We start from the raw sequence: 22,670 nt of genomic DNA, 5'->3' as shown, positions 1-22,670 counted from the left end.
GCGTTCGGTGCGTCCCACGCACCGAACGCCACATTGGGGCGCTTCGGGGGTCAGGACTGCTTGCGCTTGGCGAACGCCGTCGGGCGGTCTTCCCACGGGGCGTCCGCCGGGCGGGCCGGAGCCGAGCCCGAGAGCACCGCGTGCGCGGCCAGCACGCCGGACACCGTGGCGCCGTTCACCAGCTCGCCCGCCAGCGCCATCCGCACGGCCTCGGCGAGCGGGAACTTGCGGATGACCAGGTCCGCCTCCTCCTCGCCGAGCACGTCACGGTCCACATCGGACAGTCCGCGGGCCAGGAAGACCCGCACGACCTCGTCGGTGAAGCCGGGCGACGCCGCGACGTCGACCAGGGTCACCCAGTCCGCGGCGGCCAGGCCGGCCTCTTCGACGAGCTCCCGCTTGGCCGTGCCGACCGGGTCTTCGCCGACGTGGTCGATCAGCCCCGCCGGCAGCTCCCACAGCCGTTTCCCGAGCGGGTGGCGGTACTGGTGGATGAGCGTGACCTGCTGCTCGTCGTCCAGCGCGACGATCGCGACCGCGCCGAGGTGCTCGATCACCTCGCGGACCGCGGTGTCGCCGCCCGGCATCACGACGTCGTCGATCCGCAGGCCGACGACGCGTCCGATGTGGACGTCCCGGCTGGACGCGACGCTGAACTCGTGCTCGCCCGGCGCGCTCATCGGGCCGCCACCGGGGCTTCGGGCAGCTCGACCGGCAGCCGCTCGGCGACCTTGCGGTCCACGACGGCCTTGACGAACGCGCTGAACAGCGGGTGCGGCCGGGTCGGGCGGCTCTTGAGCTCGGGGTGCGCCTGGGTACCGACGAAGAACGGGTGGACGTCGGCCGGCAGCTCGACGAACTCGACCAGGCGGTCGTCCGGCGACGTGCCGGAGAACACCAAGCCGGCGTCGGTGAGCTGCTTGCGGTAGGCGTTGTTCACCTCGTAGCGGTGCCGGTGCCGCTCGGACACCTCGGTGGTGCCGTACGCCTTGGCGACCTGCGAACCCGGCTTGAGCTTCGCCGGGTAGGCGCCCAGGCGCATGGTGCCGCCCATGTCCCGCTCCCCCGCGACGACGTCGCGCTGGTCGGCCATCGTCGAGATCACCGGGTGCTTGGTGTTCTCGTCGAACTCCGACGACCCGGCGTCGGTGATGCCGGCCAGGTGCCGGGCGCCCTCGATGACCATGCACTGCAGGCCGAGGCACAGCCCGAGCAGCGGCACCCCTCGGGTGCGGGCGTACTCGATCGCGCCGACCTTGCCCTCGATGCCGCGGATGCCGAACCCGCCCGGGATCAGCACACCGTCCACATCGGACAGCACGGACGCCGCACCGGACGCGGTCTGCGCGTCGTCGGAGGCGACCCAGACGATCTCGACCTTGGCGCGGTGGGCGAACCCGCCCGCGCGCAGGGCCTCGGTGACCGACAGGTAGGCGTCCGGCAGGTCGATGTACTTGCCGACGACCGCGATCCGCACGACCTCGCTCGGGTTGTGCACCCGGTCGAGCAGGTCGCCCCACACCGTCCAGTCGACGTCGCGGAACGGCAGCCCGAGGCGGCGGACGACGTAGGCGTCGAGCGCCTCGCGGTGCAGCACCTTCGGGATGTCGTAGATCGACCGCGCGTCCGGGCAGGCGATGACGGCCTCGTTGTCGACGTCGCACATCAGGCCGATCTTGCGCTTGAGATCCTCCGGGATCTCGCGGTCGGCCCGGCAGACCAGCGCGTCCGGCTGGATGCCGATGTTGCGCAGCGCGGCGACCGAGTGCTGGGTCGGCTTCGTCTTGAGCTCGCCCGAGGGCGCCAGGTACGGCACCAGCGAGACGTGCAGGAAGAAGCAGTGGTCGCGGCCGACGTCGTGGCGGACCTGGCGGCAGGCCTCCAGGAACGGCAGGGACTCGATGTCGCCGACCGTGCCGCCGACCTCGGTGATGACGACGTCCGGCGTCTGGCCGGCCTCGTCGGGTTCGGCGGCCGCGGTGATCCGGGACTTGATCTCGTCGGTGATGTGCGGAATGACCTGGACGGTGTCGCCGAGGTACTCGCCGCGGCGTTCCTTGGCGATCACCTCGGAGTAGACCTGGCCGGTCGTGACGTTGGCCTTGCCGTCGAGGTCGCGGTCGAGGAAGCGCTCGTAGTGCCCGATGTCGAGGTCGGTCTCGGCGCCGTCGTCGGTGACGAACACCTCACCGTGCTGGAACGGGTTCATCGTCCCGGGATCGACGTTGAGGTACGGATCGAGCTTCTGCATCGTGACGCGAAGCCCGCGCGCGGTAAGGAGTTGGCCCAGGCTCGAAGCCGTGAGTCCCTTACCCAGAGAGGAGGCGACGCCTCCGGTGACAAATACGTACTTGGTAGCCCGCGACTGAAGTCCCACGGGCCGCCAGCATATCCGAAGACTCCGGATCCGCGCGGCGGGACATGCCCGAACTGCCTTTTGTGCCCTTGACCACCCGGCGGGGTGAGTCAGACGGCCTTCGCGAGCCGCAGCCGGGGCCGGCCGGTCAGCGCCTGGCTGCCCGGCAGGCGACGCAGCACCTCGACGATCACGATCGTCAGCGCGATCGTGCCGAAGTAGATGATCACGCTCAGCCAGGGCGCGCCGAAGCGTTCGGCCACGTGCGGGATCACCGGCCCGAGGAACGCCAGCGCGAGCGGGTGGACCAGGAAGATGCTGAACGACCGGTTCGCCGCCCAGGAGACCAGCCGGGCACCCCGGCCACCCTCGCGGCGCCGCGCGGCCCACCACGTCGTGAACGCGTAGATCGCCGCGATGACCGTGAGGAACCACGGGATCAGGTACGGCTGGAACGGGTCGCTGGCCACCTGCGGGAACGTTCCACTGTGGACGGTCCGGAGGTAGTACCACTCGGTGCCGGCCAGCACCGCCACGAGCGCGCCGCCCAGCAGCAGCCGGTGCCGGCCGACCCAGGCGTGCACGGCCTCGAAGTGCATGGCCACCAGGGCGCCGAACAGCGTGTAGAACTGGTACGGCAGCACCGTGGCGTACAGGTGGGTGATGGTCTCGTAGCCGACGCCGAACGGCTGGTACGTCATGAACAGCGTGACGCCGACCTGCAGCACCCCGCTGCCCAGCAGCAGCCACTTGTGCTTGCCCTCGGTCGCCCGCAGCAGCTTCATCAGCACCGGGAACAGCAGGTACACCTGCATCGTCACCAGCAGGAAGTACAGGTGGTACCAGGCGCCGCCGGTGACGAGGTCCTTGAGCAGCAGGCGCATCGACGCCTCGAGCGAGCCCGGCTGCTGCGTGCCGGTGACCAGCGAAAACGCCCAGAAGAACATCGACCACGCCAGGTACGGCGTCGCGACCAGCGGCAGCCGCCGGCGCCAGAAGTCGCCGGGGGTGATCTCGCGGCCGCGGTTCTGGAACACCAGCACGAACCCGGTCAGCGCGAAGAACGCCTCCCGCGTGAAGTGCAGCGGCGTCTCGACGGCGTTGGCGCCGACGTCCTGCGCGAAGTTCGTCGCGCCGACCACGTGGATGAGGATCACGCACGCGAACGTGACCAGCCGGAACAGGTCGATCTGGTGCAGGTACGGCGCTTTCCCACCCGGTCTCGGGATCCGGGAGGGAGCTTCGAGAGTGGCCTGGGCAGTCGTCATCGTGCCGCCGTTCCGGCACCGTCGTCGGCGTGGTTCACGTTGTCAGACTTGCCACCCATTCTGTGAATTTCCCATGAAGGCACTGGGAAGCGCCTGTTGGCGGAGGCCTCGTGGGCTGTTGGATATGCCACTCCCGCTCATGGAGCGCGGACCCGTCGATCATGTTAATACGTAAGCTCTCCGGTACCGAGCGTGACCTTCGTCATCTGGCCGTGATCAGCGGGAAACATCCCGCTCGACCTCCTGCCGGACCGCCGCGAGCGCGTCGCGGAGTTCGGCGTGTCCCACCGAGCCCAGGGCCAGCCGGAGGGCCTGCGGCACCGCCGGCGTCGTCGCGAACGGCTCGGCCGTGGCGACCGCGACCCGCCGCCGGGCCAGCGCCGCGACGATGCGGTCCGGCCGGGAGTCGCGGGCGAGCGGGAGCCACCGGAAGTACGACGTCGGGTGCCCGGTCCACGGAAGCCCGGCCAGCACCTCCGAGGCGAGGGCCTGCCGTTGTCGCCCGTCTTGACGCTTCCGGGCTTCCCAGCGCCCGACGGTACCGTCGTCGAGCCACCGGCGCGCGATGGCCGCGGTCAGGGCGGGCGTGTTCCACGTCGTGGCCCGGATCGCGCTCTCGAGCGCCGGGACGAGATCGCTCGGCGCGGCGACGAACCCGACGCGCAGCCCCGTCGCGACGCTCTTCGACAGCCCCGAGACGTAGACGGTGGTCTCCGGCGCGAGCACCGCCAACGGCGGCGGCGCATCCTCGGCGAGGTAGGCGTACGACGCGTCCTCGATGATCGTCGCGCCGTGCTGCCGGGCGATTGCGACGAGCCGCGTGCGCTGCCCGGCGGTGAGCACCCAGCCCAGCGGGTTGTGCAGGGTCGGCATCGCGTACACCGCGCGGACCCGGCGACGGCGGCACAGCCGGTCGAGCGCGTCGAGGTCGGGGCCGTCGGCGGTCACCGGCAGCGGGGCGAGGTCGAGCCCGAGCGTGCGCGCGAGCACCCGGAACCCCGGGTAGGTGAGGGCGTCCACCGCGACGACGTCACCGGCCCGCAGCAGCGCCATGGCCGTCACCGCCAGGCCGTGCTGCGCGCCGTCGACGATCAGCACGCGTTCGCGCCCGACGTCGAGCCCGCGCCGGCGCAGGTGGCGGGCGACGGCGGCCCGGTCCTCGGCACGCCCGCGATGGGGCTGGTAGTGCAGCAGCGCGTCGAGGTCGCCGGCCGTGGCGAGATCCCGCAGCGCCTGGCGGAGCAGGTCGGCCTGACCGGGGATCGAGGGCGAGTTGAAGCTCAGGTCGACGGCGTCGGCGGCGACGGCTCGTTCGTCGGCGCCGTCGCCGGCGGCCAGGTCGCGGACGAACGTCCCTCGCCCCTGCTCGCAGCTGACCAGCCCCATCGCTTCGAGTTCGGCGTAGACGCGGGACGCCGTCACGACGGCGATGCCCTCGTCGGCCGCGAGCCGGCGGTGCGTGGGCAGCCGCGTCCCGGCCGGCCACTGCCCGCCGCGGATCTTCGCCGCGAACGCGTCCACGACGACCTTGTACTTCGGCACCCGCACGCCGCGATTGTAGGCAGGACAATTTGTGGACTGTCCTGCCTCGGCCGTCTTAGCGTGCGGTCATGCACACCGCGATCCTGACCTTCGACGGCTACAACGAACTCGACTCGCTCATCGCGCTCGGCATGCTCAACCGGATCAAGGAGCCCGGCTGGCGCGTGTCGATCGCGAGCCCCACGCCGCGGGTGACGTCGATGAACGGCGTCACGATCGACGCCATGATCGGCCTCGAGGAGGCCTGCACGGCCGACGCCGTGATCGTCGGCAGCGGCTCGAAGACCCGCGAGGTCGTCGAGGACCCGGCGATCACGGCCGCGCTGGCCGGGCTCGACCCGGCCCGGCAGCTGCTCGCCGGGCAGTGCTCCGGCACGCTCGTCCTGGCCAGGCTGGGGCTGCTCCACGACGTGCCCGCGTGCACCGACCTGACCACCAAGCCGTGGGTCCTCGCGGCCGGCGTCGAGGTGCTGAACCAGCCGTTCTTCGCCCGCGGCACGCTCGCCACCGCCGGCGGCTGCCTGGCCTCGGCCTACCTCGCGACGTGGGTCCTCGCCCGGCTCCGCGGCCTCGAAGCCGCCGAGCACGCCATGCACTACGTCGCGCCCGTCGGCGAGAAGGACGAGTACGTCGAACGCGCCCTGCGGAACGTGACGCCCTACCTCGAGCCGGCCGCGATCTCCGCCTGATCGGTGCCGAAGAGGGACTTCAGCGTCACCTCACGGTTGACCCGCACGTGCTCGACGGCTTCGGCGTGCGCACGGTCCGCGTCGCCCGACGCGATCGCCTCGTAGAGCCGGCGGTGCTCGTCGAGCAGCTCGGTCCAGTGCTCGTTCTGGCTCGTGAGCCAGCGGAGCCTGCCCTGCAACGGCTGCAGCATCGTCGTCAGCAGGGTGTTGCCCGCGAGGGCGACGATCTCGTCGTGGAAGCGCGAGTTGAGCACGGTGATCCGGGCCGCGTCCCCGCGGGCCGTCGCGCGGGCGGCGTCGGCGAGCATCCGCTCGAGCCGCTTCAGCTCCGGCGCGCCCGCCCGTTCGGCGGCGCGCCCCGCGGCGAGTCCTTCGAGGGCCTCCCGGACGTCGAACAGCTCCTCGACATCGACGCGCGCGAGCTGCCGCACGACGATCCGGCGCGCCGACTGCTCGACGAGGAAGCCCTCGGCCTCGAGGCTGCGAATGGCTTCTCGCACCGGGACGCGGGAGACCCCGAGGTCTTCGGCCAGCTCGCGCTCGACCAGCCGGTCGCCGGGACGCAGGCGGCCGGTCAGGATCCGTTCGCGCAGCTCGTCGCGCACCCGCTGCCGGGTGGCGGCGAGAGGTTGCCGTTCGCTCGCCGTTGTCACCGACTCCCCTCTCACAGAAGGTTACGCAACCTTCTGTAACTCGAGTTTAACGACCGGAGGGTTGACGAGGGCGGACATCGGGGTGATATTTGGGATGCCAAATTTTGGTATCCCAAATCGCCGTCGCTGCACTGTGACACGCGGGGCTTCGCCCCGGCCGGGGGCTCCGCCACCCGGAACCCCCGAAAGCATCCGTCGATCGGAGGCCCGCCTTGACCGCCGCCCCGCTCACCGATTCCCAGCAAGAGACGACCGCGCCGCCGGATCCCCGGCTCTGGAACGAAGACCTCGCCCCGGCGAAGGACCGCCGCTGGAAGGTCTACGACATCTTCGCGCTGTGGATGTCGGACGTGCACAACCTCGGCAACTACACCTTCGCGGCCGGCCTGTTCGTGCTCGGCCTCTCGGCCTGGCAGGTGTTCACCGCCCTGCTGTTCGGCTTCGTGATCATCTACGCCGGCATGAACCTGATGGGCCGGATCGGGCAGCGCACCGGCGTCCCGTTCCCCGTCGTCGCGCGGATCAGCTTCGGCACGTTCGGCGCCAACCTGCCCGCGTTGATCCGCGCGGTCATCGCGATCTTCTGGTACGGCATCCAGACCTACCTCGCGAGCGTGGCCATCACGCTGCTCGTGCTCACCATCGACCCGGGCCTGAAACCGTTGACCGAACACGGTTTCCTCGGCCTGCACGCGCTCGGCTGGATCTGTTTCATCGCCCTCTGGGCGGCCCAGGCGCTGATCCTGACCCGCGGCATGGAGTCGATCCGCAAGTTCCAGGACTGGTGCGGCCCGGCGATCTGGGTCGTGATGATCGCCCTCGCGGTGTGGATCCTCGCCGCCGGCCACTGGAACATCTCCTTCACCAGCAGCCCGAAGCAGCTGTCCACCGGCGAGCAGATCCGCCAGTGGTTCGGCGCGGCCGGGCTGATCCTGGCCACCTACGGCACGCTGATGCTCAACTTCTGCGACTTCTCGCGCAACGCCCCGGACCAGAAGACCGTGCGGCGCGGCAACTTCTGGGGACTGCCGATCAACTCGACGGCGTTCGCGCTGCTGTCGGTCGTCGTCACCGCGGGCAGCATGCAGGTGTTCGGCGAGGCGATCACCGACCCGGCCGAGCTGCTGGCCAAGGTGCACAACACGCCGGTGCTCATCATCGGCGCGCTGACCTTCGCCATCGCCACCATGGGCGTGAACATCGTCGCGAACTTCGTCTCCCCCGCCTACGATCTGGCGAACATCTGGCCGAAGCGGATCACGTTCACCATCGGCGGGATGATCAGCGCGGTCGCGGCGCTGTGCGTGCTGCCGTGGAAGCTGTACTCCTCGCCGACGGTGGTCAACTACTTCCTCGGCGGGCTCGGCGCGTTCCTCGGGCCGCTGTTCGGGATCATGATCGTCGACTACTACCTGATCCGGCGCGGCAAGGTCGACGTCGCGCAGCTGTTCGTCGACGGCGGGAGCTATCCCCGCGTGAACCCGCGCGCGCTGGTGACGTTCTTCCCGACCGCCGCGCTCGCCGCGGTGATCGCGCTGGTGCCGTTCTTCGCCCCGGCCGCGCCGTACTCGTGGTTCATCGGCACGGCCTCGTCGGCGCTGCTGTACTACGCGGTCTCGAGGAAGCACCGATGAGGATCGTCGTCACCAACTGCAACACCACCGAAGCGATGACGAAGGAGATCGAAGCCGGGGCCCGCGCGGCCGCGAGCCCCGGCACCGAGGTCCTGGCGAGGACGCCTCGCTGGGGACCGGAGTCCGCGGAAGGCTGGCTGGACAGCTTCCTGTCCGCCGCGGCGGTGCTGGATCTGTTGCGCGGCCTGGAAGAGCCGTTCGACGCGGTCGTGCTCGCGGGCTTCGGCGAGCACGGCCGGGAGGGTGCGCGCGAGCTGCTGGACGTCCCGGTCGTCGACATCACCGAAGCGGCCGCGCACCTGGCCTGCCTGCTCGGCCGCCGCTACGGCGTGGTGACCACTTTGGACCGGACGTGCGGGCTGATCGAGGACAGCCTGCACGCGGCCGGCGTCGCGCAGAACTGCGTCACGGTCACCGGCGCCGGGCTCGGCGTGCTGGAGCTGACCGACGAACGCCGGACGGAGTCGGCACTGCTGACCGCCGGCCGTCGTGCGCGGGACGCCGGAGCGGAGGTCTTGGTGCTCGGCTGCGCCGGGATGACGGGCCTCGACCGGAAGATCTCGACGATGCTGGACATCCCGGTGATCGACGGCGTCGCCGCGGCGGTCCGGCTGGCGGAGTCGCTGGTGGCGCTGGGATTGAAGACGAGCCGCGCCGGGTCGTACGCGCGTCCGTTGGACAAGCGCCGCACCTGGCCGACCGATTGACACCCGCCTTGCCGGGACGTCAGAATCCCCCCAGCCGTACCGCCGCCCGGTGACGACGTGGGGATTCTGACGTCCCCGTGAAGGGCGGTCGAAGTGCGAAGGGTTCTGGGCGCGCTGGCGGTGTCGGCGAGCATGCTCCTGGTCCCGGTGAGCGGGACGGCGGTGGCCGCGTCGCCACCGCGCACCGTCATCACCGACGGGGCGAAGCTGGCGGGGATCAAGCAGGCGCTGCGCGGCGGCCACGCGTCCCGGGCCCAGCGTGACGCGCTGAAAGTGGTGCTGGACAAGGCGAACACGGCGCTGACGGCCGGGCCGTGGTCGGTGATGGACAAGCCGGCCACGCCCCCGAGCGGCGACAAGCACGACTACCTGAGCCAGGCCCCGTACTGGTGGGCGAGTGAAAAGACCCCGGAGAACCCGCAGGGCTGCCCATACGTCAACAAGGACGGCCAGCGCAACCCGGAAGCCGACGCGATCACCGACCACACCTACCGGATGTGGGCCTGGGACGCGATGTACTACCTCTCGCTCGCCTGGTACTACACCGGCGACGCGAAGTACGCGAAGCGCGCGGCTCTGGACATCCGGACGTGGTTCCTCGACCCGGCCACCAAGATGAACCCGAACATGACTTTCTCGCAGATCATCCCGTGCCGGACCACGATCAGCGGCACCGGGATCATCGACTCGACGCAGTCGTTCAGCCAGTTGCTCGACACGTTCGCGCTCCTCGACAGCGGCGCCCCGGGTTGGTCCGGGAAGGACCGCTCCGGGATCAAGGCGTGGCTGACGCAGTACCTGGATTGGATGCGGACGAGCCCGCAGGCGAAGCTGGAACTGGCCGCCACCAACAACCACGGCACGTTCCTCGACCTGCAGAACGCGACGATCGCGGCCTATCTGGGTCATCGCGACACCGCGCGCAAGATCGTCCTCGACGCCGAGAAGAACCGGTTCCCCGTGCAGTTCGCCGCCGACGGCAGCCAGCAGCTCGAGCTGTCACGCACAATGTCGTGGCACTACGTCAACTTCAACCTCACCGCGTGGGGCCGGATGGCGGAGCTCGGGAAGAACCTCGGCATCGACGTCTGGAAGTACCGGGCACCGAACGGCGTGACCCTGCGGAACGTCGTCGACCAGCTGATCCCCGGCGCGCTGCACGGCGCCGCGGGCTGGCCGCACCAGCAGATCGGCGTGTTCGACCAGTCGATCGCGGCGGACATCTTCCACGCCGCGGCGGAGGAGGCGCACGACTCCGACGCGGCGGCGGCGTTGAAGCAGATGCCGCTGCCCGCCGGCGGCGACACGTGGCCGGTCCGGGTCTCCTGCTTCCCCCTGGACCCGCCCCTCAAGTAAGCGTCGTGAGTGAGAAACAGGGTTAGCACGCTGTTTCTCACTCACGACGTCAGTTGCCGTTGGGGGCGCCGACGCCCGGCGCGGGGGCCGTCGCGTTGCCCGCGATGCCGTAGCGGCCCGCGGCGCCGTCGAGCTGTTCCTTCAACGCCAGCACCGTGCTCACCCGCCCGGCCGACGAGTCCACGTTGTCCACAGTGGACAGGATCGACGTCGCCGACGTGTCCGCGCGGACCACGCCCAGCGCGCCCGTCCCCTCGGCGGAACCGGCGTCGCCGGCCAGGACCGTGCCCGCGCCACCGCGGTCGAGCTGCGTGGCGAACCGGGCGATCGTGGCCGCGCGGTCGCCCGCGCTGTCGCCGGTCGCCTGGCCCCCGGTCAGCACGACCGCCAGCTGCGCCGGCTTGACCTCCTGGCCCGCCTTGACGAACCCGCCGTCGGTGAGCCCGCCGATCGCGGCCGCCAGCTCCTCGCCCGAGGACTGCGGCTTCGCGGTGGTCTTGTCCAGCAGCAGCACCGAACCGAGCAGCGCGCCGGCGAGCGTGCCGGAGTCGCCCGCGGTCGGGAACTTCGACCCGGCGGGCTGCAGGCGCGTGACGACGTCGCGGAGCTGGTCGGCCTTCTCCGGGTCGGCGAACGCGGCCGTCAGCTGCACCTCACCGGTCACCGTGGCGCCGGACTGGCCGATCAGCTGCTTCAGCGCGTCCCGGTCGGCCGGGCGCGCGTCCTCGGTGGTCACGAGCACCACCGTCCGCTTGTCCAGTGCCCCGGCGACGACCTTGGGCCCCATCGCGCCGGCGAACGCGTCCGCGTCGGCCAGCCGGGCGTTGAGCGCGTTGCGCTGCGCTTCGAGGTCGGAGACCTGGCTGCCGAGGTCCTTCTTCTCCCCCGCCAGGCCGGACAGCAGCGTGCCGTTCAGCGCGGTCGAGCCGAGGACGACCCCGACGGCCAGCGCCAGGAAGCAGGCGGCGATGGAAACGACGTGGTAGCGCAGCGAAATCACGTGAACAATCCCTTGACCCAGGCGGCGAGCGAATTCCAGGTGTGCCGGAGCCAGTCCAGGTAGACCGAGCCCACGTCCGACACCAGCAGGGCCGCGGCGACCACCACGACCGCGGCGAGCACGAGCAGCACGACCGCGCCGATCGACACCCGGCTGCGGTGCAGCGTCGCCACCGCCTTCCCGTCGACGAGCTTCGTGCCGAGCTTCAGCCGGGTCAGGAACGTCGACGGGTTCGACCCGGACCGGCCGTGGTCGAGGAACTCGCGCAGGGTGGCCTGGAAGCCGACCGTGACGACCAGGGTCGCGCCGTGCGCGTCGGCCAGCAGCAGCGCGAGATCCTCGGCGTTGCCCGACGCCGGGAACGTCACCGCGCCGATGCCGAGGTCCTGGATCCGCTCGACCCCCGGCGCGTGCCCATCGGGTTGCGCGGGCACCACGACCTCGGCGCCGCCGCGCAGCGTGGTGGTGCCGATGCCGGTGGGGTCGCCGACGATGATGTCCGGCGTGTAGCCCTGCACGCGCAGGGTGTCGGCACCCGCGTCGACGCCGACCAGCACCGGCCGGTGCTCGGCGATGTACTTCTTGAGCTTCTTCAGGTCCTCGGCGTGCCCGTTGCCGCCCGCGACGACCAGCACGTGCCGGTCGCGGATCGCGACCTTCAGCTCCGGCACGCCGACGCCGTCGAGGATCAGCGTGCGCTCACGGCGCAGGAACTCGATGGTGTTGGCGGAGAACGCCTCCAGCTGCGTCGACATCCCGGCCTTGGCCTCGATCATCTGGTCCGCGACGCTGTCGGCGGTCTGCTCGATGCCGGAGGCGACCTGGCGCTCGCCGACGTACACGACGCCGTCGTGCAGCCGCAGCTTCGTGCCGTCCTTGATGGTGCGCAGCAGTTCGCCGCCGACCGAGTCGACCAGCGGGACGCCGGCCGCGACGAGGATCTCGGGGCCCATGTTCGGGAACCGGCCGGAGATCGACGGCGACGCGTTGACCACGCCGGCGACCTCGGCTTCGACCAGGGCGTCGGCCGTCGCGCGGTCGAGGTCCAGCTGGTCGAGCACGACGATGTCGCCCGGACTGATCCGGCGCAGCAGCTCCCGGGTGCGGCGGTCGACCCGCGCGACCCCGGTGATCCCCGGGAGGGGTTCTTGGTTCCGCGTGAGCAGGCCGGTGAGCTTCATGTGGCCGATGGTGACAAATTTGCCCGTGGGACAACGGACGCCACGCCGTAGCAGGCGTGACTCGTTGTGGTGAGCCGGGTCGCGCATCCCCCGCGCGGGTCAGGCCTCCGACTCCTCCGAAAGCGACCCGAAACCGAGGTTCACCCAGGGGCTCGCCGGGTCCTGAAGGAGCTGGTGGTGGACTCGCACGGCCGCCGAATACCACTCGCCGAACTCGTCGTCCTCGGCGTGCAGCACGCGGCCCATGACGTACCCGGCCGAGAGGTCGGCCCATGACTGGTGGTAGCGGCGAGCGAGCGAACCGGCTTCGAGCACCATCAGTTCCGCTGTCAGCGCGTCACAATAACCGGCCGCGAGACCCCACCGGGCGATGTTGACCGCGCGGCCCACGTCCCACGACAGCGCCGTCGTGACGAACCCGTCCGCGGCCACCAGGCCGTCGGCACGCAGGCGCTGCTCGCAGCGCGACACCCGGCGGACGGTGTCCCGCAGCTCGGCGGCCTGGTCCTCGGCGTCGTTCTCCGCGCACCACCGGTCCACCAGCTCCACCCAGGTCAGCGGATCGAACTCGCCGCTCGTCAGGCCGTACTCGGCGGCGAACCGCAGGCGCAGCATGAGCACGAGGTTGCCGGGCGTCAGCGCGTAGCCGTCGCCGATCAGGTCGGCCATCGTCGCGCGCCAGCCGGGCGGGTCCGGCACGCCCCACCAGTCCCGCAGGCCCCGCACCTCGGCGACGTAGTCGTGGCGGCGCGCGTCGAGCACGTTCCACGGCGCCGCGTTGAGCACCGCCAGGTGCGCGCCGCAGGCCAGCGCGTGCGCGATCGGCCCCTCGAGGTGCCCGTACGGTGCGGTGATCAGCCGCTCGACCTGCTCTTCCAGCGGCGTCACGTCGTCCTTGTGCGCGTCCAGCCACGGTTGCAGGGTCGCGCCCGGCAGCCGCCACTCGCCGCGGGTGCCGCGGTTGAACACGACCCGCTCGTGCCGCCCGACGCCGTCGACCGCCCAGTCCAGCGCGCCGCTCATGGCGACGACGTCCGAGCCGAGGTCGGGCAGCGCGCCGCGGGTGAAGACCTGCAGGAACTCGTCGCCGCCCGTCTCGAAGTAGACGTTGGGGAAGGTCTCCGCCCGCTCGTCGAGGATGCTGTGGGCGTCCACCCGCCGGATCGGGACGAACAGCTCTTCCCCGGCCAGCAGGCCGAGGTAGCGGTCGAGGTCGCCGTCGCGGCGGGCGGCGGCCAGCTGGGCTTCGACGTCGGCGGGCGGCGGCAGGATCACGGGGCGGCTCCCTCCGCTGGGCCGGTCAGTACGACGAGCTTGCCCGCCGTCCGGTTGTGTTCCAAGTCGTCGTGCGCCTGCCGGATCTCCGTCATCGCGTACACCTTCGCCGGGCCGAGGCTCGCTTCGCCGGCGGCGATCCGATCGAGGTGACGCTGGAGGACGGAGGCGGGCAGGTCGTCCGCCTCACCACCATAAGCGGTCAACCGCACCCCGGCGGGAAGGTAGCCGATCGGATAGAAGTTCGAGATCGTCCACTGATTCGACAACATGCCGGTGAAGCAGACGGTGCCGTGCACCCGGGTGGCCTTCAGGGTGTCCGGCAGGGTCGGCGTCCCGACGAGTTCGAGGGCCGCGTCGACGCCTTCGGGCACGATCTTTCGGACCTGTTCCGCGACGTCGCCGTCGTCGAGCAGGGGGTGGTCGACGCCGTGGTCGCGCAGGACCGCGAGCCGGTCCGGCTGCCGGGTGGTGGCGAAGACGGTGGCCCCGAGGTCTTTCGCCAGGGCCGCGGTGGCGAACCCGAGCGCGGACGTCCCGCCGCGGATCAGCAGGGCCTGTCCTTCGCGCAGGTCCAGCCCGGTGGTGAGCGAGCCGTACGCGGTCTGCAGCGTCTCGGGGACCTGGCCGATGACTTCCCAGGGCAAAGCGCTTTCGAAGGGAATGACCTGGCTCTTCGGCACGACGGTGTATTCGGCGTAGCCGCCGTCGAAGGTGCGGCCCATCCCGCCCATCATGGTGGCGACCTGCTGCCCGGGTTCGAAACCGTCACCGGCATCGACGACCCCGACCGCCTCGATGCCGGGCACGCGCGGGAAGGTTACGCCGTCGGCCAGGCCCAGGCGGGTGTGCAGCTCGGACCGGTTGAGGCCGAACGCCCGGACGGCGATCCGCACCCACCCCGGTTCCGGCTCCGGCAGCGGGAGTTCCGTCAGCTCGAGGTTCTCGACGGGACCGGGTTCTCGGAGTACTACCGCGCGCATCGCAGGTCCTTTCTTCGCTTGCGGACAGTCCGCACAACAACTGTCCGCACGAGTAGTATTCCTGGAGTGAGCCTGTCCCGAGAACACGACGCCGCGTGGCGGGGGTTCCTGCGTTCGTCGGCGCTGCTGCTGAGGGTGCTGGACGCCGAGCTGCGAGCCGAGCACGGCATGACGCACCGGACGTACGACGCGCTGGTCCAGCTCTCGGAGGCGCCGGACCGCCGGCTGCACATGAAGGAGCTGGCGGACGCGTTGGTGCACAGCACCAGCGGCTTGACGCGCGTGGTGGACGGCTTGGAGAGGGACGGCTACGCGCGCCGCGAGGTGGACCCGGCGAACCGACGGTCCACGCTGGTGGTCTTGACACCCGCGGGGCTCGCGGCGCTGGAGAACGCCTGGCCGACGCACCTGCGCGGGGTTGAGCGCCACTTCGCCGGCCACGTCAGTCAGGAGCAGGCGCGAACGCTGGCGGAGGTGTTCCGCGGCATCACCGCGGACCTGGAGGACTGAGCGCACCCCCACCGCGATGTCCCGAATGAGTCATTCAGGTCTTCGGAGGTCTTGAATGACTCATTCAAGACCTCCGGGCCCCGGCGGACCCGCCCCTGCGCCCTCCCGGGCCGCGAAGCCAGCCCTACTTCTTCTTGCTGCCCCGCTTGGGCTTCGGGGCGGGTTCGGCCTTGGCCTTCTCCGCCGTGGCCAGCAGCTCCTCGGCGTGCGCGCGGCCCGTCTCCGTGTCGTCCATCCCGGCGAGCATCCGCGCGAGCTCGTTGACCCGCTCGGCCTGGCTGAGGTTCTTGACCCCGCTGCGCGTCACGCCGCCGCTGTGGCCCTTGTCCACCACCAGGTGCTGGTCGGCGAACGCCGCGACCTGCGGCAGGTGCGTCACCACCAGGACCTGGTGGGTCCGTGCCAGCCGGGCCAGCCGGCGGCCGATCTCGATCGCGGCGCGGCCGCCGACCCCGGCGTCGACCTCGTCGAAGACCAGCGTCTGCACCGTGTCCGCGTGCGCGAGGACGACCTCGATCGCGAGCATCACCCGCGACAGCTCACCCCCCGACGCGGCCTTGTGCACCGGCAGCGGCGGCGCGCCGTCGTGGGCCCGCAGCAGCAGCTCGACGTCGTCGACGCCGTCCGGGCCCGCGTGCACCGCGCGGCCGTCGAGGGTCAGCGCGTGCGTGTCGCCGTGCTCGGCGGGACGCTGTTCGACCGTCACCTCGATCGCGGCCTGGCCCATCGCCAGGCCCGAAAGTTCGCGCGTGATCTCCGCCGCCAGTTCGGCCGCCGCCTTCTCGCGCGCGGCCGACACCTCGGCGGCGTGCGCGGCCAGCTGCACCGCGAGCTGGTCGCGACGCAGCGCCAGCTCGGAGAGCGCCTCCTCCGACGTGTCCATCGACGCCAGGCGGCGCCGGGCGTCGTCGGCCCAGGTGAGCACGCCGTCGACGTCCGCCGCGTACTTGCGGGTCAGCCGCTTGAGGTCGCCCTGGCGCGCCAGCACCTTCTCCAGCAGCGCCGGGTCGGCGTCGAGCGTCTCCACGTAGTTGCCCAGCTCGGCCCCGACGTCGGTCAGCAGCACCGACGCCTCCTCGAGCCGCGGCGCCAGCTCGCGCAGCACGCCGTCTTCGGACGTCGAGAGCCGCCGGAGCGCTTCGGAGACCAGCCCCATCGCGCTCGGGACGTCCGGGTCGCCGTCCGGCGAGCCCGACAGCGCGACGTGCGCCTCGGACGCGGCCGCGCGCAGCTCGTCGGCCGCCGCGAGCCGCTTGATCTGGGCGGTGAGCTCGACGTCCTCGCCCGGTTCCGGCGCGACGGCGTCGATCTCGGTGAGCCCGTGCTTGAGCAGGTCGGCCTGCTGGGCCATCTCCCGCGAGCGGGTCGACCGCTCGGTCAGCTCGGCGATCACCGCCAGCCACTCGGACCGGACCTCGCGGTACGCGCTCAGCGGCTTCCCCACCGCGTCGCCGGCGAACCGGTCGATCACGTCGCGCTGCTCGCTCGGGCGCAGCAGCCGCAGCTGGTCGTTCTGCCCGTGCACCGCGATCAGCTGTTCGGACAGCTCCGCGAGCACGCCGACCGGCACCGACCGGCCGCCCAGGTGGGCGCGCGAGCGCCCGTCGACGGCGACGGCCCGCAGCGCGATGACGCTGCCGTCCTCGTCGACGTCGGCACCCGACTCGGTGACGATCCGTTCGGCGCCTTCGACGCCGGAATAGGTGAACCGTCCTTCCACGAACGCCTTGAGCATCCCCGTCCGGACCTTGGACACTTCGGCTCGGCCCCCGGACAGCAAGTGCAGCCCGGTGACGACCATGGTCTTTCCCGCACCCGTCTCACCGGTGACGACGGTGAAGCCCGCGTGCAGTTCCAGCAGGGCGTCCTCGATGACTCCGAGGCCCTGGATGCGCATCTCGGCCAGCACGCCGCCTACCGTAGCGGCCCCCACCGACACTCTGCGCGCGCGGGACCCCGGCGAGTCGCCGATATGTTCGAATGGATCGCCGAGCGGTCCCTTACTCGCAGGGGCGTGCGTGGCGTTCACGCCAGCTCTTCACCGGGAGCGAGAACTTCTGCACCAGCCGGTCGGTGAAGGGGCCGTCCCACAGCCGGACCAGCCGGACCGGGGTCCTGCCGCACGTCACGCGCACCCGGGCGCCCGGCGGCAGCTCGATGAGCCGGCCGCCGTCGCAGGTCAAGACGGCGGACGAGCCGTCGGGGTCGATCCCGACGGTGATCACCGAGTTCCGCGAGACGACCAGCGGCCGCGCGAACATCGCGTGCGCGTTGCTCGGCACCACCAGCAGCGCCTGGACGTCCGGCCAGATGATCGGGCCGCCCGCCGAGAACGCGTACGCGGTCGAACCGGTCGGTGTGGCGCACAGCACACCGTCGCAGCCGAAGGCGGACACCGGCCGGCCGTCGACCTCGATGAGCGCGTCGAGGACCCGCTCGCGCGTGCTCTTCTCGACGCTGGCCTCGTTGAGCGCCCAGGTGCGGGCGACCTCGGCACCGTCGTGGGTGACCGTGACGTCGATGGTCATCCGCTCTTCGACCTGGTAGTCGCCGTCGACGACGCGCTGCACGGTGTCGGCCAGCGCGTCCGAGTCGGCTTCGGCGAGGAAGCCGACGCGCCCGAGGTTCACGCCGAGCACCGGCACCCCGGCCGGGCGGGCCAGCTCGGCCGCGCGCAGCAGCGTGCCGTCGCCGCCGAGGACGAACACCAGCTCGACGCCGTCGGCGGGGTTGTCGTCGGGGTCGACGACCGTGCAGGACGACCCGACGCCGTGGCGGTCCGGGTTGATGAGCGCGCAGACGTCTTCCTCGATCACCCGGATCCGGATGCCGGCCTTGGCGAAGCGCGCCGAGACCTCGCGCGCGGCCTCGCCCGTCGCTTCGCGATCGGGGTGCACCATGAGGAGAACTTCACGTTCGGTGGTCATGCGGGCCCTTCCTCGACGGCGGTTCGGACGAGCCGCTCGGCCTCAGACCTGTCTACCGTGCCGACAGTGGACACAGTGGACTCGGCCACGTGTTCTTTCGCCAGCCACACGAAGTACTCGACGTTCCCGGACGGCCCGGGCAGCGGGCTCGCGGTGACGCCGCGCAGCGCCAGCCCCAGCTTCGCGGCCTCGTCGATGACGGAGAGCACCGACTCGGCGCGCAGCTCGGGGTCGCGGACGACGCCGCCGCTGCCGAGCCGGTCTTTGCCCACTTCGAACTGCGGTTTCACCATCGGCACCAGGTCGGCGCCGTCGCGCGCGCAGGCGGCGAGCGCGGGCAGCACGAGCTTCAGCGAGATGAAGGAGAGATCACCGACGACGAGGTCGACCTGGCCGCCCAGGTCGTCGGGAGAGAGGTTGCGAACATTGGTGCGGTCCATGACGACTACCCGCTCGTCGGTGCGGATCCGCCAGTCGAGCAGGCCGCGGCCCACGTCGGCGGCGATCACGGTCGCGGCGCCGTTCCGCAGGAGGACGTCGGTGAAGCCGCCGGTGGAGGCGCCCGCGTCGAGACAACGCTTGCCCTCGACGCTCAGGTCCGTGAACGCTTCCAACGCGCCGAGCAGTTTGTGCGCGCCCCGGGAAGCCCAGCCCGGGTCGTCCTCGTCGCGGACCACGATGGGCGCGTCGGATTCCACGCCCGTGGCGGGCTTGCTCGCGACCATGCCGCGCACGGTGACCTTGCCGCCGGTGATGAGGGCCGAGGCCTGTTCACGCGACCGGGCGAGGCCGCGCCGAACCAGTTCCGCGTCGAGGCGCGCCCGCTTGGGCACCGTGGTCAGACCTTGTCGATGCTGGAGAGGGCGACCGTCAGCTCGGTGTGCACGGCGTCGAAGCGCTCGACGTGCTCCGCGAGCGGCAGCGCGTCGAGGTCGTCCAGGCCGGCGACGGCTTCGTCGATGCCGGCCCGCGGGTCGGTCTGCTGCGAGAACGCACCGGGCGGTGGGCCCGGCACGGGGTACGGGTGGTCCTGCACGGCACAAACGGTATCAGTCAGGCGAGCTTCGCCTTGGCGCGCTCGCCGAGTTCGGTGACGCCGGTCTCCCAGGCCGTGTGGCAGAGCGCGCGGAGCAGGTCCAAAGCGTCGCCCTCGCCGGTTGCTTCCAGGGTGTTGTTCTCCACGGTCACGGTCCAGCCCGGGCGCGGGCCGATCCTCAGGTCCTCGGCTTTTTCTTCGAGCGCCGTGAGGTCCTCGGCGAGGTAGATGGCGCGCTCGGCCGGGATGGCCTCGATCAGCTGCTTCGGCGTCGCGACGCCCGACAGGACGACGAGCGAGTCGATGCCCGCGGCGACCGCGCCGGCGATGTCGGTGTCCAGCCGGTCACCGACGACGAGTGGATGCTCCGCACCGGCGGACTTCGCCGCGGTTTCGAACAGCAGCGGCTGCGGCTTCCCGGCGACGAGCGGTTCGACGTCGGTGGCGGTGCGCAGGGCGGCCACCATCGACCCGTTGCCGGGCAGCAGCCCGCGCTCGCTGGGCAGGGTGGCGTCGACGTTGCAGGCCACCCAGAGCGCGCCCGCGCGGATGGCCAGGCAGGCTTCGGCCAGCGCGGCCCAGGTGTTGTCCGGCGAGTGGCCCTGGACGACCGCCCGGACGCCGTCGCCGTTCTCCCGCACCGGTTTCAGCCCGGCGCCGGCGACCTCGGCGGCCAGCGACTCCGTGCCGACGACGAGGACCTCGGCGCCGGCCTCGAGGCGTTCCCCGAGCAGCTGGACCCCGGCCTGGGCGCTGGTGTGCACCTCATCGGCGCCGGCGGGCATGCCGAGGCCGGTGAGGTGGTCGACGACCTCGCCCGGGGCCTTCGACGCGTTGTTCGTCACGAACCGGACGGGCGTGCCGTGCTTACGCGCGGCCCGGACCGTCTCCGGGGCGCCCGGGATCACCCGGGCGCCGTGGTAGACGGTGCCGTCGAGGTCGAACAGGATCGCGTCGTAGGCCGCGAGCAGGGCGTCACTCATCCGCGTCTTCGGTGTCCTTCTGTTCGGTCTTCTCGGTCTTCTCGGTGTTGTCGTTCTTTTCGTTGGCCAGGTCCGCGGCGCGCTCGGAGGCGTCGGTCTCGTCCTCCGCGTCGGCCTCGGCCGCGTTGAGGAACCAGCGGATGGCGTCGTCCTTGCGCCCGGCGGCCGCGAGGTTGTCGGCGTAGGCGTAGAAGAGCCGCGCGCTCCACGGATCGCGCTTCTCGGCCTTGAGGTCGTCACTCTGCAGCGAGACGACGGCGGCATCGAGCTGCCCGAGGTCCCGCCGCGCCCCGGCCGCGACGATCGCGAGCTCGACCTGGACGGCCTTGCTCAAGGTGGCCTTGTCGGCCTCCTTCGCGAGGTCGAGAGCGCGTTCGGGCCGGCCCAGCGCGCGCTCGGCGTCGGCGATGATGGCGATGTGGTCGTCGGTGCGGGTCATCCGCCGGACGGCCCGCAGCTCGGAAAGGGCTTCCGACCAGTTGCCGGCATGGTAGGCGACCAGGCCGAGCGCCTCCCGCACGATCGGCACGCGCGAGGCCTTGGCCTTGGCGTACTTGGCGTGCTCGAGCGCGGCCTCGGGATCGCTGTCGATGAGGTTCCCGGCGGCGACGAGGTGCTTCCCGACGGTGTCGGCCAGGCCCTTGGGAAGGGTCCTCAGCTCACGGCGGGCTTCCTCGTCGAGGTCGGAGAACTCGATGTCCTCCGGCAGCTCCGGCGCTTCGAGGAGCTCCTTGGCGAGGGCCTCGTCGTCGAGCGCGGACCCGACCTTGGGCCGAGGCTCACGCCAGCCCGCGGGACGGTCACTGCCGCGCTTGTCCGAGCTCCGCTTGTCGGAACCCTGCTTGTTCGAACCGGCGAAGCTGCCGCCGGTCCGGGCACCGCGGTCATCGTCACGGCGCTGGTAGCTGCCGCTGCCGCTGCCACCACGAGAGTCGCTACCACGGTCGTTGTCGCGGCGCTGGTAACTGCTGCTGCCACCGCTGCCACCACGAGAGTCGCTACCACGGTCGTTGTCGCGACGCTGGTACCTGCCGCTACCACCGCTGCCACCGCGAGAGTCGCTACTACGGTCGCTGTCGCGACGCTGATAGCTACCGGTGCCGCCACGGGAGTCGTCGCGGCGGTCGCTGCTGCGGTCGTTGTCCCGACGCTGGTAACTGCCAGTGCCACCACGGGAATCGTCCCGACGGTCGCTACCGCGGTCGTTGTCCCGACGCTGGTAACCACCGCTGCCGCTACGGGAGTCGCTGCTGCGGTCGTTGTCGCGACGCTGGTAGCTACCGCTGCCACCGCGCGAATCGTCGCGGCGGTCGCTGCCTCGGTCGTTGTCCCGGCGCTGGTAGCTACCGCTGCCACTACGGGAATCGTCGCGGCGGTCGTCGGAGCGGAAGCCGCCGGTGCGGCCGCCACGGTCGTCGCTTCCCCGGCCGCGGTCGCTCGAGCTGTACCCGCCGGTGCGGCTACCGCGGTCGTCGTCGCGACGGTCGCTGCCACCGCGGCCACGGTCGTCGGACCGGAAACCACCGGTCTTGCCACCGCGGTCGTCCGAGCGGAAACCACCGGTCTTGCCACCGCGGTCGTCCGAGCGGAAGCCGCCGGTCTTGCCACCACGGTCGTCGGACTTGTAACCACCGGTGCGGCTGCCACGGTCGTCGTCGCGCCGCTGGTACCCGCGCGAGTCGCCGCCGCGGTTGCGGTCGTCGGACCGGAAGCCGCCCGGGCGGCGGTCGTCGTCGCGGCGCTGGTAGCTGCCGCCGGAGTCCTTGCCGCCTCGGTCGTTCGAACGGAAACCACCCGAACGAGCACCGCGGTCGTCGTCGCGGCGCGAAGAGCCGCCGCGGTCCTCCCAGCGGGGCTTGCGGTCACCGAACGACGCCTTGCCCTGGGGCCGGCTGCCGCCGGGACGGTCGCCGCGGTCGTCGGACCCGCGGCCCGAGCGCTCGCCACCACGATCCTCGGAGCGGCCACCGGAACGGTTGCCACCACGGTCGTCGAACCGGCCGCCACCCGAGCGGGCGGGGCCGCCGGAAAACTTGCTGCCGCCGCCGGGCCGGCCGGCGCGGTCACCGGAGTCGCGGTAGCCGCCGCGGCGGTCGTCGCGGTCCCCGGTGCGGCCGTTGTCACGGCTCTGACCTGCGTATCCTCCGCGCTGATCGCGGTCGCGGGGACCGTCGCCGCCGCGGAAGGGCTTGCCGCCGCCGCGGACTCCCTGGTCGTCCCGGCGTGGCCGGCCCGTGTGGGCGCTGTCGCGGCCGCCGCGGTCCTGCCGCGCACCGCGCCGGTCTCCTCCGGGTGCGTCCGATCGGCCCCGGGAGCCTTCGTCCCGGCGTGCCGACCGGCCGGACCCATCATCGCTTGAGTCTCGTCGACCGAACTCGGACACCTGGCCTCCTGCCGTGGAAAAATCTTGTTCTGGACATACGCGTACGGCCCGCTAGGGCAGCCAACTGGCTATCCTAACGGGCCGTACGGAAGGTAAGTTCGGCGGTGTCCTACTCTCCCACAACCCTTCGGTTGCAGTACCATCGGCGCTATCAGGCTTAGCTTCCGGGTTCGGAATGGGACCGGGC

Annotated in this window: 20 protein-coding genes and 1 rRNA gene; 5 read left to right on the top strand and 16 right to left on the bottom strand. The window is 71.4% G+C overall.

What is annotated here, in order from left to right; genetic code table 11:
- Positions 1-50: 50 nt before the first annotated feature.
- The 4 genes from AB0M83_RS44750 to AB0M83_RS44735 all read right to left on the bottom strand — a co-directional run bounded on the left by AB0M83_RS44750 (position 51) and on the right by AB0M83_RS44735 (position 5,172).
- Entirely contained in the window at positions 51-680 is a 630-nt protein-coding gene (locus tag AB0M83_RS44750) for an NUDIX hydrolase (RefSeq protein WP_364527574.1), read from the bottom strand.
- Positions 677-2,377: a CTP synthase gene (locus AB0M83_RS44745; RefSeq protein ID WP_364527571.1), complete on the bottom strand. Its 1,701-nt coding sequence runs from the start codon at positions 2,375-2,377 to the stop codon at positions 677-679. The genes AB0M83_RS44750 and AB0M83_RS44745 overlap by 4 nt, the downstream gene beginning before the upstream one ends.
- 89 nt (positions 2,378-2,466) lie before the next feature.
- Complete coding sequence (locus AB0M83_RS44740; RefSeq protein ID WP_364527569.1) at positions 2,467-3,624, bottom strand: acyltransferase; 1,158 nt, start codon at positions 3,622-3,624, stop codon at positions 2,467-2,469.
- Positions 3,625-3,840: 216 nt separating this feature from the next.
- Positions 3,841-5,172, bottom strand: coding sequence for a PLP-dependent aminotransferase family protein (locus tag AB0M83_RS44735; protein ID WP_364527566.1), 1,332 nt, complete (start codon positions 5,170-5,172; stop codon positions 3,841-3,843).
- Between the two features lie 62 nt (positions 5,173-5,234).
- On the opposite strand from AB0M83_RS44735, the gene AB0M83_RS44730 reads away from it, so the two are divergent.
- The gene (locus AB0M83_RS44730; RefSeq protein ID WP_364527563.1) at positions 5,235-5,855 is read left to right on the top strand and encodes a DJ-1/PfpI family protein; all 621 of its coding nucleotides are present in this window, start codon (positions 5,235-5,237) and stop codon (positions 5,853-5,855) included.
- On the opposite strand, the gene AB0M83_RS44725 is transcribed toward AB0M83_RS44730, so the two are convergent.
- On the bottom strand, positions 5,825-6,508 hold the full coding sequence (locus AB0M83_RS44725) for a GntR family transcriptional regulator (RefSeq protein WP_364527560.1): 684 nt from the start codon (positions 6,506-6,508) through the stop codon (positions 5,825-5,827). The two genes, AB0M83_RS44730 and AB0M83_RS44725, sit on opposite strands and share 31 nt — an antisense overlap.
- A gap of 212 nt (positions 6,509-6,720) precedes the next feature.
- Here AB0M83_RS44725 and AB0M83_RS44720 point away from each other — a divergent pair, with 212 nt between their 5' ends.
- From AB0M83_RS44720 to AB0M83_RS44710, 3 genes are all read left to right on the top strand, one after another.
- Complete coding sequence (locus AB0M83_RS44720; RefSeq protein WP_364527557.1) at positions 6,721-8,142, top strand: NCS1 family nucleobase:cation symporter-1; 1,422 nt, start codon at positions 6,721-6,723, stop codon at positions 8,140-8,142.
- The gene (locus tag AB0M83_RS44715; RefSeq protein ID WP_364527554.1) at positions 8,139-8,849 is read left to right on the top strand and encodes an aspartate/glutamate racemase family protein; all 711 of its coding nucleotides are present in this window, start codon (positions 8,139-8,141) and stop codon (positions 8,847-8,849) included. The genes AB0M83_RS44720 and AB0M83_RS44715 overlap by 4 nt, the downstream gene beginning before the upstream one ends.
- A gap of 93 nt (positions 8,850-8,942) precedes the next feature.
- Positions 8,943-10,205, top strand: a complete 1,263-nt coding sequence (locus tag AB0M83_RS44710; RefSeq protein WP_364527551.1) for an alginate lyase family protein — start codon at positions 8,943-8,945, stop codon at positions 10,203-10,205.
- A gap of 49 nt (positions 10,206-10,254) precedes the next feature.
- Here AB0M83_RS44710 and AB0M83_RS44705 read toward each other — a convergent pair whose 3' ends face one another.
- The 4 genes from AB0M83_RS44705 to AB0M83_RS44690 form a co-directional block, all read right to left on the bottom strand.
- Complete coding sequence (locus tag AB0M83_RS44705; RefSeq protein ID WP_364527548.1) at positions 10,255-11,205, bottom strand: copper transporter; 951 nt, start codon at positions 11,203-11,205, stop codon at positions 10,255-10,257.
- A complete protein-coding gene (gene steA / locus AB0M83_RS44700; RefSeq protein WP_364527545.1) occupies positions 11,202-12,386 on the bottom strand; it encodes a putative cytokinetic ring protein SteA in 1,185 nt (394 codons plus the stop codon). The genes AB0M83_RS44705 and steA overlap by 4 nt, the downstream gene beginning before the upstream one ends.
- Before the next feature lie 99 nt (positions 12,387-12,485).
- Positions 12,486-13,661 (bottom strand): DUF1266 domain-containing protein, encoded by a 1,176-nt coding sequence (locus AB0M83_RS44695; RefSeq protein ID WP_364527542.1) that lies wholly within the window; start codon positions 13,659-13,661, stop codon positions 12,486-12,488.
- Positions 13,658-14,644: a zinc-binding alcohol dehydrogenase family protein gene (locus AB0M83_RS44690; protein WP_364527539.1), complete on the bottom strand. Its 987-nt coding sequence runs from the start codon at positions 14,642-14,644 to the stop codon at positions 13,658-13,660. The genes AB0M83_RS44695 and AB0M83_RS44690 overlap by 4 nt, the downstream gene beginning before the upstream one ends.
- 66 nt (positions 14,645-14,710) lie before the next feature.
- Between AB0M83_RS44690 and AB0M83_RS44685 the strand changes: the two genes are divergently transcribed.
- Entirely contained in the window at positions 14,711-15,154 is a 444-nt protein-coding gene (locus AB0M83_RS44685) for a MarR family transcriptional regulator (protein WP_364527536.1), read from the top strand.
- A 124-nt stretch (positions 15,155-15,278) separates the two neighbouring features.
- Here the strand turns inward: AB0M83_RS44685 and recN are convergent, their stop codons facing one another.
- The 7 genes from recN to rrf form a co-directional block, all read right to left on the bottom strand.
- Positions 15,279-17,063 (bottom strand): DNA repair protein RecN, encoded by a 1,785-nt coding sequence (recN, locus tag AB0M83_RS44680; RefSeq protein ID WP_364527533.1) that lies wholly within the window; start codon positions 17,061-17,063, stop codon positions 15,279-15,281.
- Between the two features lie 91 nt (positions 17,064-17,154).
- The gene (locus AB0M83_RS44675; RefSeq protein WP_364527530.1) at positions 17,155-18,081 is read right to left on the bottom strand and encodes an NAD kinase; all 927 of its coding nucleotides are present in this window, start codon (positions 18,079-18,081) and stop codon (positions 17,155-17,157) included.
- Positions 18,078-18,914: a TlyA family RNA methyltransferase gene (locus tag AB0M83_RS44670; protein WP_364527527.1), complete on the bottom strand. Its 837-nt coding sequence runs from the start codon at positions 18,912-18,914 to the stop codon at positions 18,078-18,080. Before AB0M83_RS44670 ends, AB0M83_RS44675 begins: the two co-directional genes overlap by 4 nt.
- A gap of 5 nt (positions 18,915-18,919) precedes the next feature.
- On the bottom strand, positions 18,920-19,117 hold the full coding sequence (locus AB0M83_RS44665) for a hypothetical protein (protein WP_348956141.1): 198 nt from the start codon (positions 19,115-19,117) through the stop codon (positions 18,920-18,922).
- A 17-nt stretch (positions 19,118-19,134) separates the two neighbouring features.
- On the bottom strand, positions 19,135-20,100 hold the full coding sequence (locus tag AB0M83_RS44660) for an HAD-IIA family hydrolase (RefSeq protein ID WP_364527524.1): 966 nt from the start codon (positions 20,098-20,100) through the stop codon (positions 19,135-19,137).
- Positions 20,093-22,483: a hypothetical protein gene (locus AB0M83_RS44655; RefSeq protein WP_364527521.1), complete on the bottom strand. Its 2,391-nt coding sequence runs from the start codon at positions 22,481-22,483 to the stop codon at positions 20,093-20,095. Before AB0M83_RS44655 ends, AB0M83_RS44660 begins: the two co-directional genes overlap by 8 nt.
- A 96-nt stretch (positions 22,484-22,579) precedes the next feature.
- A 5S ribosomal RNA gene (gene rrf / locus AB0M83_RS44650) occupies positions 22,580-22,670 on the bottom strand; the annotation flags it as partial.

It is taken from the genome of Amycolatopsis sp. NPDC051106, from assembly GCF_040682775.1.
Lineage (GTDB): Bacteria > Actinomycetota > Actinomycetes > Mycobacteriales > Pseudonocardiaceae > Amycolatopsis.
This window is presented reverse-complemented; position numbering and strand designations above follow the sequence as displayed.